Annotated in this window: 9 protein-coding genes; 5 read left to right on the top strand and 4 right to left on the bottom strand. The window is 45.3% G+C overall.

All coding sequences use genetic code 11. The annotated features are described in order from the left end of the window. Window positions 1-95 precede the first annotated feature (95 nt). The 3 genes from I6L24_RS01950 to dxs all read right to left on the bottom strand — a co-directional run bounded on the left by I6L24_RS01950 (window position 96) and on the right by dxs (window position 5,378). Window positions 96-1,970 (bottom strand): DEAD/DEAH box helicase, encoded by a 1,875-nt coding sequence (locus I6L24_RS01950; protein ID WP_216986343.1) that lies wholly within the window; start codon window positions 1,968-1,970, stop codon window positions 96-98. Window positions 1,971-2,522: 552 nt separating this feature from the next. Further along, window positions 2,523-3,353 carry an inositol monophosphatase family protein gene (locus tag I6L24_RS01955; protein WP_004281534.1) on the bottom strand — a complete coding sequence of 277 codons (831 nt, stop codon included), beginning with the start codon at window positions 3,351-3,353 and terminating at the stop codon, window positions 2,523-2,525. A gap of 114 nt (window positions 3,354-3,467) precedes the next feature. Then, window positions 3,468-5,378, bottom strand: coding sequence for a 1-deoxy-D-xylulose-5-phosphate synthase (gene dxs, locus I6L24_RS01960; protein WP_216986344.1), 1,911 nt, complete (start codon window positions 5,376-5,378; stop codon window positions 3,468-3,470). A 309-nt stretch (window positions 5,379-5,687) separates the two neighbouring features. Here dxs and ribA point away from each other — a divergent pair, with 309 nt between their 5' ends. Then, window positions 5,688-6,290 (top strand): GTP cyclohydrolase II, encoded by a 603-nt coding sequence (gene ribA / locus I6L24_RS01965; protein WP_004281536.1) that lies wholly within the window; start codon window positions 5,688-5,690, stop codon window positions 6,288-6,290. A gap of 139 nt (window positions 6,291-6,429) precedes the next feature. Here the strand turns inward: ribA and hemN are convergent, their stop codons facing one another. Next, on the bottom strand, window positions 6,430-7,803 hold the full coding sequence (hemN, locus tag I6L24_RS01970) for an oxygen-independent coproporphyrinogen III oxidase (protein ID WP_005249871.1): 1,374 nt from the start codon (window positions 7,801-7,803) through the stop codon (window positions 6,430-6,432). 238 nt (window positions 7,804-8,041) lie between these two features. Here hemN and hemF point away from each other — a divergent pair, with 238 nt between their 5' ends. The 4 genes from hemF (at window position 8,042) to I6L24_RS01990 (ending at window position 12,449) form a co-directional block, all read left to right on the top strand. After that, the gene (gene hemF / locus I6L24_RS01975) at window positions 8,042-8,998 is read left to right on the top strand and encodes an oxygen-dependent coproporphyrinogen oxidase (RefSeq protein WP_086044437.1); all 957 of its coding nucleotides are present in this window, start codon (window positions 8,042-8,044) and stop codon (window positions 8,996-8,998) included. Window positions 8,999-9,132: 134 nt separating this feature from the next. Next, on the top strand, window positions 9,133-9,339 hold the full coding sequence (locus I6L24_RS01980) for a hypothetical protein (RefSeq protein WP_004281539.1): 207 nt from the start codon (window positions 9,133-9,135) through the stop codon (window positions 9,337-9,339). 99 nt (window positions 9,340-9,438) lie between these two features. Continuing rightward, window positions 9,439-10,227 carry a shikimate dehydrogenase gene (gene aroE, locus I6L24_RS01985; protein ID WP_005263792.1) on the top strand — a complete coding sequence of 263 codons (789 nt, stop codon included), beginning with the start codon at window positions 9,439-9,441 and terminating at the stop codon, window positions 10,225-10,227. A 398-nt stretch (window positions 10,228-10,625) separates the two neighbouring features. Further along, window positions 10,626-12,449: an acyl-CoA dehydrogenase C-terminal domain-containing protein gene (locus tag I6L24_RS01990; protein WP_216986345.1), complete on the top strand. Its 1,824-nt coding sequence runs from the start codon at window positions 10,626-10,628 to the stop codon at window positions 12,447-12,449. Window positions 12,450-12,491 lie beyond the last annotated feature (42 nt).

Consider the following 12,491-nt stretch of genomic DNA (forward strand, 5'->3'; position numbering starts at 1 on the left):
GATTTAGTAGACATTTTACGTTAAAAAGCAAAAAACTCAATGCATAAAAAAACCGGTATTTCTACCGGTTTTTTTATCTTCATCTAGCGACTGAATTAGTCGTTAAATTTACGACGTGGACGATCTTCACCACCGAACGAACGTTCACCACGTGGCTTGTCATCAAAGTTGCGACGTACTGGACGATCACCGAAATCACGCTTTGGACGGTCATCACCGAATGAACGCGCTGGACGATCACCGAAACCACCTTCACGACGTGGAGCAGGACGATCACCAAAATCACGTTTTGGACGATCACCATAACCGCCTTCACGAGCTGGTTTATAATCTACACGGTTACCACGGTTGTCATCATTAGAGCGAGGACGGTCACCAAAACCACCTTCACGACGTGGAGCTGGACGATCACCGAAGTCACGCTTTGGACGGTCATCAAACGAACGTTGTGGACGATCACCAAAACCGCCTTCACGACGTGGAGCTGGACGATCACCGAAGTCACGCTTTGGACGGTCATCAAACGAACGTTGTGGACGATCACCAAAACCGCCTTCACGACGTGGAGCTGGACGATCACCGAAGTCACTACGTGGACGATCTTCGCCAAATGCCGGACGTTCGCCACGAGGTTTGTCATCGAAGCTACGACGTGGACGATCATCACCGCCTTCACGACGTTTGAAGTTGCTTTCGCCTTCAAAACGACGACCGCCACCGAAACCACCACGACCGCCATCACGACGACCACCATCACGGCCACGACCGCGACCAGCGCCATCACGGCTACCACGTGCAGGAGGTGGAGATGGCTCAAGACCTTCAATTTCAGATACGTTTAGACGCGCATCAAGGAAGTCTTCTAAAGCACGGATTTTACCGCGTTCACGGTAAGTCGCCAAAGTAATGGCTTTACCAGTACGACCCGCACGACCTGTACGACCGATACGGTGTACATAGTCTTCATTCTTCATTGGAAGACCGAAGTTGATGACGTGTGAAATAGTTGGTACATCAAGACCACGCGCTGCAACGTCAGTTGCAACCAAGATCTTCGCACGACCTTCACGGATGCTGCGTAAACGACGGTTACGAACAGTTTGTGGCATAGCACCGTGAAGCGCTACAACTGATAGACCTGCTTCAGCAAGTTCTTCAGCCAACATATCTGTGTCTTCTTGAGTTGACGCAAATACAACTGCTTGATCAACGTCTTCTTCGTTCAACCAGTGAGTAAGAAGTTTTTTCTTGTGCTCGAAACCGTCAGTCCAATGCAAAGTCTGAGTAATATCAGTATTTGTAGAGTGACCAGTTTCGATCGAAATACGCATTGGATCATTCATCATGCGTTCTGCAAGTGTAATGATACGTGGTGCAAAAGTCGCAGAGAACATAAGAGTTTGTTTGCGGTTTGCAGCCAACTCACCAATTGCTTCTAAGTCTTCAGAGAAGCCCAGGTCAAGCATACGGTCAGCTTCATCGACGATTAACGCGTCAACTTTATCCAATTTGATTTGACGACGATTCACCAAGTCAAGTAGACGACCTGGAGTTGCAACAACAACTTGCGCGCCTTTCAACTGTTGAATTTGTTTACCAAAAGGCATACCGCCCATGATTGCTGCAATACGAACACCTTTCATGTGACGTACAAATGCGATTGCGTCTTGACATACCTGTTGTGCCAATTCACGAGTCGGTGAAATCACCAAAATATTCGGTTGAGTAACCGCTTTCATACGGTCTTTAAACGGTACTAATGTATCTTGGTTTGCCAACGCATTTAACGTAGGCAGTAAGAATGCAGCAGTTTTACCAGAACCTGTTTGGCTTGACACAAGAAGGTCTTTGCCTTCAAGCGCAGCTGGAATCGCTTGTTCTTGTACAGGAGTAGGAGTAGTAAAGCCTAAAGCGTCGAGAGCCTGTGTTAGAGATTCGTCGAGGGAAAAATCAGCAAAAGTTTTGCTCATAGAGAGTATTCACCCTGAAGTGGGTGCTCCATTTAATAAATAACAATTATGGACATCGGCAAAAAGCGGCACAGCAAATAATGCTGAAAATATTAGGATTCAGCAGCGATCCGAGTAACGACGATGTGGATATAACGCACGCATGATTACGGCCGCAAACCTGAAGGAATCGCTTAAGCGATTGGGGCGCGAAGGATATGTCCTCTCTATGGACAGCACGCGCATACAATGATTAGAAGATAGTGTTCAGGTAAAGAACAGAAATTAAGTGCGTGGCGGAATTATAGCAGAATATTCCACAATGTCATTAAGTTTTAAAACTAATTTCCCTTATTCTTAATTTATCTATATATTTCTGATACTTAAAATATAATAAAAAATGTAACAGGCGGTATAAAAAGTCACTTTACGCCAATTCACCTGATATTTCCAGTATTCAAGCATAGACAAACAATCTTGCATCAGTCTCTCGCGACTTAAATTTCCATGCATAAAAAAGGCATCCCGAAGGACGCCTTTTCTCAATATTAGATCTGATTCATCTAAACCCGATTATTTTGCTGCTTCGCCCCAAGCAGGAACAACTGCTTGCATTAAAGGCTTAAGCATTTTCATTGAACAAGCCAAAACTTGACCATTTTCCATAGAGTCGCTACCACCACGTGCATCAACTACAGTACCGCCTGCTTCTTTCACGATCAATTCGCCAGCTGCGATATCCCAAGGCTTTAAACCAAGTTCGAAATAACCATCGAAACGACCTGCAGCAACATAGGCTAAATCCAATGCTGCAGAACCTGAACGACGATATTGCGCGCCAGCTTCAGTTACGTTTAACAGGGTTTGAAAATGGTTCTTGGCATAAGACACAACTTCGCCATTACGCTTGGCACGATAAGCGTGACCAACAGCCATAAAGGTATTTTCCAGGCTGTCTTTAACATTCACACGAATACGGCGCTGGTTCATCATGGCACCACGACCACGACTGGCAGAGAATAGCTCATCTTTCACCGGGTCATAAATCACCCCGTGTTGAGTAATGCCTTTGTGCTGAACTGCGATAGAGATACAGAAATGCGGGAAACCGTTAATGAAGTTTAAAGTACCATCTAGCGGATCGATCACCCAACACCAATCGGCGTCATGACCTTTACCTTCCTGATAGCCAAACTCTTCACCAAGGAAACTGTGATTTTTATAGCTTTTACGTAGGGTATCGATGGTCAACTGTTCCAAATAACGATCTACACGCGTTACCGGACCATCAATTCCTTTTTCTTCGACTTGTAGATCGAGTTTATGACGATTCTGATGCGCTTTTAAAAGCTCTTGACCAACTAACTGAGCCGCACGCGCAGCCATCACCACCATAGGTTCCATTGAACACCCACTACAAATTTGAAGACACTGATAAAGAATAATGCATAAAAGCCCCGATATCTTAGCAAATATCAGGGCTTTTTTGGGAAAAATGTGTCTAAAATTTTTAAGATATTATGACAAGACGCTTTGCCCTAGGTTGGACCAAGCCTGATTGATTGATTTTTCAATACCTTGCGCATCCAGCCCCGCCTGCTGTAACATCTGTGCATGAGTCGCTTGTGCCATAAATGTATCATCCAGACCCAAATTCAGTATCGGTTTGACAATCTGCGCTTCTGCCAGATATTCATTCACGGCACTACCCGCACCGCCCATCACTGCATGTTCTTCCACCGTGACAAACAGACTGGTGCTTAAAGCGAGATCATCGAGCATTTGAGTATCCAGTGGTTTGACAAAACGCATGTTAACCACACGCACGCCAATCTCATGTTTCACGGCAAATGCTTCAGCAGCGTCGACTGCAGCCTGTACCCGGCTACCAAATGCCAGTACAGAAATATATTCATCATACTGCCCATTAAAGCTGGCCACAATTTCCGCCTGACCGATCGGAATCTCGATCATCTTTTGCTGGATATCGACGCCCAGTCCATTGCCACGCGGATAACGTACCGCTGCCGGCCCTGGATACAAATACGCTGTATGCAGCATTTGACGGCATTCATTTTCGTCTTTCGGCGCCATGATCACGATATTCGGGATAGTACGCATATAGGCATAGTCATAAGCACCGGCATGCGTCGGGCCATCTTCACCAACCAGACCGGCACGATCAATACCGAAAGTAACATCCAGATTCTGCAAAGCCACGTCATGTACCAGTTGATCATAACCGCGTTGCAGGAAAGTCGAGTAAATTGCAACCACCGGCTTCAAGCCTTCACAAGCCATACCGGCAGCCAAGGTAACCGCATGCTGTTCGGCAATCGCGACATCAAAGAAACGTTCTGGATATTCTTTGGCAAATTTGACCATGCCTGAGCCTTCGCACATCGCAGGTGTGATTGCGAGCAAACGGGCATCTTGTGCCGCTTCATCGCAAAGCCATTGTCCAAATACATCCGAATATTTCGGTGCAGTATTGCTGGCGGCAACGGCGTTGATTTTGCTAATCGCGTGATATTTGATTTGATCGGATTCTGCCGGAGCAAAGCCTTTGCCTTTTTTAGTATAGACATGAATCAGGCGTGGGCCTTTACGCTTTTTCAGCGCATTAAAGACATGCACCAGCTGTTTGACATCATGACCATCGTACGGGCCAAAATAGTCAAAGCCGATGGCTTGGAATAAGTTATCTGCAGCGTCGGTTGCTGCACTGTGCAAACGCGAGTTATACAACCATTCTGGATGTGGCTGTACATATGCCTCACCCTGCTCGGTAACATTAACGAACTCACCGCGCTCCCAAATGGCAGCCAGATGTTTGGCAAAACCACCGGTACTGCAAGAAATCGACATATCATTGTCGTTCAGCACCACCATCAGATCAGCACTGTGTGCCACGGCATCATTCAAAGCTTCAAAAGCCATACCTGCCGTCATGGCGCCATCGCCAATAATCGATACCACTTCACACGGCTTGTTCTGATAACGACGTGCCAGCGCCATACCTAGGCCAGCAGAAATCGCCGTCGAAGAATGCCCTACCCCAAAGGTATCAAATTCAGATTCTTCACGAGCCGGAAACGCAGCCAGACCATCTTTGGCACGAATCGTGGTGAGCTGTTCACGACGACCAGTCAACACTTTATGCGGATAGGCCTGATGACCTACATCCCAGATCAGGCGGTCATGCGGTGTATTAAAGCAATAATGTAAAGCCACGGTGAGTTCAATCACACCGAGATTGGCACCAAAATGTCCGCCACTTTGCCCGGCAGCATACAAAATGAATTGACGTAACTCATCCGCCACTTGTTCTAGCTGGCTTTGCTCGAGTGCACGCAGTTGCTCAGGATGATTGATCGCATCAAGCAACGGTGTTACAGGGCGTTGAGTTGGGATTTCTGTATACAGCATATTATGGCAAAGCCTTCTAAAGCCTGGCAAATCTAAAGCTAGGTCAATGGGGAGTACCCGATCATATAGCTGAATTGTAGCAGCTTCAATTCAGCTACGCTTCTAGCGATGCAATATTAAACAATGATCTCGTCGGGGTGAAAAAATTGCAGCCTACGATTATCCTGAATAATCTTACTATTTATCAACTATTATCGTTCGCTTTCTACAAAAAAGAAAATCTATTGCAGAATTTCGACTTTGCAATTCTACCAATGTTCAATCATTACGCTATACTTTAGCCAATTTCAGGATTTAACGGGTTCAGCTGTGCCAATCGAATTTGTCGCAACGTCAAGATTACCTACCGCTCACGGTGAATTTAAAATTACTGTATTTCAAGACCCTGAGACTGGCGAAGAACATGTCGCACTTTCCAAAGGACTTGAAGAAATATCAGATGAGCCTGTAGTGGTGCGTGTGCATTCTGAATGTTTAACCGGTGATGCCTTTGCTTCGCTCAAATGCGACTGTGGCCCGCAATTGCAAGCGACTTTAAAACTGATCAATGAATTGGGCCGCGGAGTCATTCTGTATTTGCGTCAGGAAGGTCGTGGCATTGGCCTGACCAATAAAATTCGCGCTTATGCTCTGCAAGATCAGGGACATGACACCGTAGATGCCAATTTAATGCTGAACCTGCCCGCAGATGCACGCCAGTATGATATGTGTAGCATCATGCTGGATCATTTACAGGTGAAAGCAGTACGCTTGGTGACCAATAACCCTTCTAAAATTGAGGCTTTAAAAGCCCAGGGAATTAACGTGATCGATCGTGTGCCTTTGACTGTGGGTTTAAACCCTTTTAATGAACAATATCTCAAGACCAAGCACGAACGCATGGCACATCTTTATAAAAAAGATGATTTTTAATATTTTTAAAACCCTGTCCTACCTTATTTTAACTTAACCACTCCAAACCTCCCTTTCTTGCGCTTCGACTTAAAGCAATGCTTAAGTCTTGCTCGGGGAGGTTTTCCCTATCTTTCTTAAAAATGGGGTTAGGGGAAGATTAAATCGTCATCGAGAAAATCCGGTTCTCCGGTATGCGTCGCTTTAAACGTAAATCAAAAGCCATACAAATATTGCGTACAAATGGTTTCCCTTTCTCCAGAATCGTGACTGACGAGTCTGAAAATTGAATCAAACCATCCTGTGCCATTTCCTCAAGCTGTTCCAAAACCTCATCAATTTCAGGGAAAAGCATCTCGGAATTTTCCCATGAGGTGCTAAAGCTGCACATCAAATTTAGAATATGTTGCCGGATGATCAAATCTTCCTGATTTAAGACATGTCCTTTAAATACCGGAATTTCATTGCGTGCCAGGCATTCATAATATTCTTCAATGGTTTTCACATTCTGCGCAAAGCTGTACCAGCTATCACTGATTGAAGAAATGCCTAGCCCAATCATCACCTGGGTTTTAGAGGCGGTATATCCCATAAAATTGCGGTGCAATGTTCCAGCTTGAAAGGACTGGTACATCGCATCTTTTTCTAAGGCAAAATGATCCATACCGATTTCATGATAGCCATGTGCCAGAAGTTTCTTTTTACCCGCTTCATAACATTCCCGTTTGATCGCATCTTTGGGCACATCGGCATCTTTAAAACCGCGCTGACCATTACCTTTAATCCAGGGCACATGTGCATAGCTATATAAAGCCAGACGGTCCGGCAAGAGCGAATTGGTTTGTTCAATAGTATTTAAAACATCATCCAGACTCTGAAATGGCAGACCAAAGACCAGATCATGGGAAATCGATTCATAGCCAATTTCTCGCGCCCATTCGGTCACCTGTTTAACATTTTCATAAGGCTGAATCCGGTGAATCGCCTTTTGCACGGTTTCGTTATAATCCTGCACACCATAACTGACCCGACGAAAACCCAGGTCATACAATCCCTGCAAATGTTCACGCGTAGTATTATTGGGATGACCTTCGAAACTGAATTCATACTCAGGCGCTACGTCTGCTTTGGCCAGAATGCCTTGAATTAGTTGAGCCAGATGTGCCATTGAAAAAAAGGTCGGCGTTCCTCCACCAAAATGAATCTCTTTAATGATGGGCTTTTCTTGTAATAACTCGCAATATAGATCCCATTCTTTCAGCAGTGCCTGAATATAAGGTTGTTCGACTTCATGGCGTTTGGTCACGCGCTTATGACACCCGCAGAAGGTACACAGGCTTTCGCAAAATGGCAGGTGGATATACAAGCTAATGCCTTCGCTTTGATTGGATTCATCAAAAGACTTTTTTAGCGTTTGCTTCCATTGTTCCAGCGAGAAATTCTGCTCTTCCCAATACGGAACAGTGGGATAACTGGTATAGCGTGGCCCGGGAACATTGTATTTTTGAATCAGGGAATTGACCTGTACCGACATGAGACCCACCTATTACCGTCGAGAAATGCTCAAGCCAATGAGCGCTTGTGAGTTATTGTGCTGAGCTTGAAAAAAGAATTCAACCTAGCCATTTAGTCGGATTTAATGATGCATTCTGCTTATGAATAGTGGAATGTAATGTCTGGGCTGATGAATTGCATCACCAAATTAGACCTTAATCTTTGACTGATTTTATGCTTTGATGTCGTTAGTTTTTTATTTCCCTACGAGGGCTCTGATGCAGCATCCTACATCTACGGATATTCAACACGTTCGTGAATTTCTCCTCGACTTGCAGGCACGGATTTGTGCAGCATTAGAACAGCAGGAACGTGCTGGCGGCGGTACGGCCGAATTTATCATCGATGACTGGGAGCGTCCAGAAGGTGGTGGTGGCCGTTCACGTGTTTTGCAAAATGGTACGGTGATTGAAAAAGGTGGGGTAATGTTCTCCCACATCAACATTTCCAAGCTACCTGCTTCTGCGACCGAACGCCATCCCAATATTGCCGGTGCCAAAGCGCAAGCGATGGGGGTATCACTGGTCATCCATCCAAAAAACCCGAATATACCGACTTCGCATGCCAACGTGCGTTTATTTGTGGCTGAAAAAGAAGGCCAAGATCCGATTTGGTGGTTTGGTGGCGGTTTTGACCTGACCCCGTTTTATCCGAATGATGAAGATGTACTGTCTTGGCATCAAACGGCGCATGATCTATGTGCGCCATTCGGCGAAGAGGTTTATCCTGAACATAAACAATGGTGTGATGATTATTTTTATCTGAAACATCGTGATGAACAGCGCGGTGTGGGTGGTTTATTTTTTGATGATCTGAATCAATGGGATTTTGAAACCTGTTTCCAGTATATGCAGGCTGTAGGCAATGGGTATCTGGAAGCCATTCTGCCGATTTTCCAGCGCAATCAGGATAAGCCTTATACCGAAGCACAACGCGAATTCCAGTTATACCGTCGCGGCCGTTACGTGGAATACAATCTGGTTTATGACCGCGGCACCCTGTTTGGCTTGCAGACTGGTGGCCGGATTGAATCGATTCTGGTCAGCCTGCCCCCGCTTACCGGATGGTCATATCGCCCTGAATGGGATGAGGGCTCACCGGAAAAACATTTAACAGATTACTACCTGAAACCACATAACTGGTTAACAGAATTAAAATCCAACGCAATGAAATGATACAAACGGCCCTCAAATAGAGGGCTGTTTTAATAGATATATCCTCTATACTGCTGCATAGAAATACCTGATTTGATCGCGGCACCCTATCGCTACATCGATCATATTCCATTTGATGTCTAGTGAGAATAACAATGCATAATCTTCAATTAAATCTACCTGTGTTGGCCTTTTGGCTTTTTCTGGCTCTCGCCATCAGCGCGATGAGTACCGCAATTTTGAGTCACAACCTGATTCTGGATGGCGCCGCTATTCTGGTGAGTATCCTGACTGGGTTTGGGGTTGTTCTCAGTATGGCGCTGATGTTTGCGGAACATATTATGGATATTTGCAGTTCCTAAAACCCGGATCACTTAACAGCAATTTAAAATCGCGCAGGCTTTAGTCTCTGCGCTTTTTCACGTATATTGATGGCCATTTCCGCACATGGACATTGTGAAATGAGCAAACAATTTTCCGTGATTGGTAACCCGATTGAACAATCACGTTCTCCAGAATTGCATCACGCCTTTGCTGCTAAAACTGGTGTCGACCTGAGTTACACCAAGCGTCTGGCGCCACTGGATGGCTTCGTAGCCAACATTCAGGAATTCTTTAGCAATGGCGGTAGTGGCATGAATGTCACCGTACCCTTTAAAGAACAGGCTTTTGCCCACTGTCAGGTGCTGAGTGAACGGGCCAAAATTGCCAAAGCCGTGAATACGCTATGGATGGAAAATGGTGTGCTGCATGGCGACAATACCGATGGTCAGGGACTGGTTGAAGCAATTCGAGCACTAGATTGGCCACTGGAAAATACAGATATTTTAATTATTGGTGCAGGCGGTGCCACGCGTGGTGTAATCTATCCCCTAGCCCAGGCAGGTGCGAAAAAAATCGTGATCGCCAATCGTACCTTGGCACGGGCGGAACAACTGGTCGCTGATCTTCAGAATGCCGTACCGCAAGTCGAATTACAGGCGATTTCACTAGACACTTTAGCCGGTGAATTTGATTTGATGATTAATGCCACTTCTGCCAGTCTCAGCGGTGATGCCTTGGTTTTACCGGAAACGCTACAGTTTAAACGGGCCTATGAAATGGCCTATGGCAAACCTTCTTCCTTTCTGGATCAAGCCAAGGCACGCGGTGTACCGACATCTGAAGGTTTTGGCATGCTGGTCGGTCAAGCAATTGAATCTTTTTACATCTGGAATGGTATCAAACCGGATTTAAAAGAGTTTCTTTAAAACCCCTATCTCTCTAATGAGTTCAGTTCGGGTTGCAACTGCAACCCTTTACTTCCCTCCTACTACTTTTTATAAGCTGAAAAACCATGGATTGGTTTTAATGACATTTTAAAATGAGTTATTTTGCCACCTGAATCCGAGCACAATTCATAAAAAAATATACTGGACAAATCACCTTTTAACTCATTAAATTCCATTGATATAACAAGTTTTTAATCTTCCTGTAATGTAAACACCTAATGATGAAATTCGATGATTTCATTCATTAGCCTTAAAAATCGATTAGCTTTTCTGACATTTTTATTCACTGAATTCATCAATGTTTTTTTATCCCGAATGTGAATAATCAAAGAATCGATACAGATAATCCAAAACTAATTTCAATCAGGATTAAACGCATGCCAGCATATAAAGCCCCTTTACACGACATTCGCTTCCTTATGAATGAAGTGCTTGACTACCCTGCGCACTACCAGAATTTGTCGAATGGTGAATATGCCGATGCCGACACGGTAGATATGATCTTAGAAGGCGCTGCAGATTTCTGTGAAAATGTACTGTCGCCGTTGAATCAAAGCGGTGATGAAGAAGGCTGTCATTTTGAAAATAGCGAAGTAAAAACACCGAAAGGCTTTAAAGAAGCTTACGACCAGTTCGTACAAGGTGGCTGGCAAGGTCTGTCTTATCCTGAAGAATTTGGTGGCCAAAACCTGCCAATGTCTTTAAACCTGATCAAATCGGAAATGATGGGGACTGCAAACTGGTCATTCCAGATGTATCCGGGTTTAAGTGTGGGTTGTATCAACACTATCATGCAATATGGTACCGATGAGCAGAAAAACACGTATCTGCCTCACTTAGTTGCAGGAACTTGGGCGGGCACCATGTGTCTGACTGAGCCGCAATGTGGTACTGACTTGGGTCAAGTTAAGACCAAAGCAGAGCCGAAAGAAGATGGCAGCTATGCCATTTCAGGCACCAAAATCTTTATTTCCGCAGGTGAGCACGACCTGACTGAAAATATCGTACATATCGTACTGGCACGCCTTCCAGATGCGCCGCAAGGTACCAAAGGGATTTCTCTGTTTATCGTACCGAAATTTATTGCTGCTGCAGATGGCGGGATCGGCGAGCGTAATCCAGTGAACTGCGGTTCGATTGAACACAAAATGGGGATTCGCGCTTCAGCAACGGCTGTACTGAATTTTGACAATGCGACTGGCTACCTGATTGGCGAACCGAATAAAGGCTTGCACGCTATGTTCACCTTTATGAACACGGCGCGTATTGGTACTGCGATTCAGGGTATTTGTCATGCTGAATTGTCATTCCAGGGTGCTTTACCGTATGCCAAAGAGCGTATGTCAATGCGCGCCCTGTCTGGCAAAAAAGATCCGGAAAAAGTAGCGGATGCGATCATTCACCATGCTGATGTCCGCCGTATGCTATTGACGCAAAAAGCCATTGCTGAAGGTGGCCGTGCCATGATTTATCATGCAGCAAAAATTGCCGACAACATGAATGATGCTTTGCTGCGTGGCGATACTGCAGCATTTGAACAGCATGATGACCATCTTGGGTTCTATACTCCAATCCTGAAAGGCTTCCTGACCGAAATGGGTTATGAGGCATCAAATCACGGTATGCAAGTCTTCGGTGGACACGGCTATATCAAAGAATGGGGCATGGAACAGATCGTACGTGACTCACGTATTTCTACCTTGTATGAAGGCACAACAGGCGTTCAGGCACTGGATCTGATTGGTCGTAAAGTGCTGTTGACCTCGAAAGGCAAAGTGATTCGTGATTACACTGCTGAAATCCTGAAATTCTGCGGTCAGCATGCACGCAATAAATACATGCGCCGCTTTGCCTGGGATTTGACCAAGCTCTGTGCACAGTGGAATGCACTAACTGTGCGTATCATGCTGGCTGCACGTAAGGACCGCGACATCGTTTCTTCTGCATCAGTCGATTTCCTGATGTTCTCCGGTTATGTGATGATGGCGTACTTCTGGGCACAACAAGCCGCAGTCGCTTCAGCCAAACTGGCTTCTGGCGATGGTGCGGAAGTACCAGAGTTCTATAAAGCAAAAATCAAAACTGCTGATTTCTACTTTGAACGTATCCTGCCACGTACCCAAGGTCATGCAGAAGCGATGGTGAATCCGTCTAAAACCATGACGGCACTCGCGCCAGAACACTTTAGCTTCGATTACTAAGCTGTAAATTGACTTGAAAAGGGCGCTTCGGCGCTCTTTTTA

The organism is Acinetobacter lwoffii (assembly GCF_019048525.1).
Classification (GTDB): Bacteria; Pseudomonadota; Gammaproteobacteria; order Pseudomonadales; family Moraxellaceae; genus Acinetobacter; species Acinetobacter lwoffii_K.

Bases quoted from the DNA above. Each gene is read 5' to 3' on its own strand.
- I6L24_RS01990 (WP_216986345.1), top strand. From the start codon at position 10,626: ATGCCAGCATATAAAGCCCCTTTACACGACATTCGCTTCCTTATGAAT.
- aroE (WP_005263792.1), top strand. From the start codon at position 9,439: ATGAGCAAACAATTTTCCGTGATTGGTAACCCGATTGAACAATCACGT.
- I6L24_RS01955 (WP_004281534.1), bottom strand. From the start codon at position 3,353: ATGGAACCTATGGTGGTGATGGCTGCGCGTGCGGCTCAGTTAGTTGGT.
- hemF (WP_086044437.1), top strand. From the start codon at position 8,042: ATGCAGCATCCTACATCTACGGATATTCAACACGTTCGTGAATTTCTC.
- I6L24_RS01980 (WP_004281539.1), top strand. From the start codon at position 9,133: ATGCATAATCTTCAATTAAATCTACCTGTGTTGGCCTTTTGGCTTTTT.
- dxs (WP_216986344.1), bottom strand. From the start codon at position 5,378: ATGCTGTATACAGAAATCCCAACTCAACGCCCTGTAACACCGTTGCTT.
- hemN (WP_005249871.1), bottom strand. From the start codon at position 7,803: ATGTCGGTACAGGTCAATTCCCTGATTCAAAAATACAATGTTCCCGGG.
- I6L24_RS01950 (WP_216986343.1), bottom strand. From the start codon at position 1,970: ATGAGCAAAACTTTTGCTGATTTTTCCCTCGACGAATCTCTAACACAG.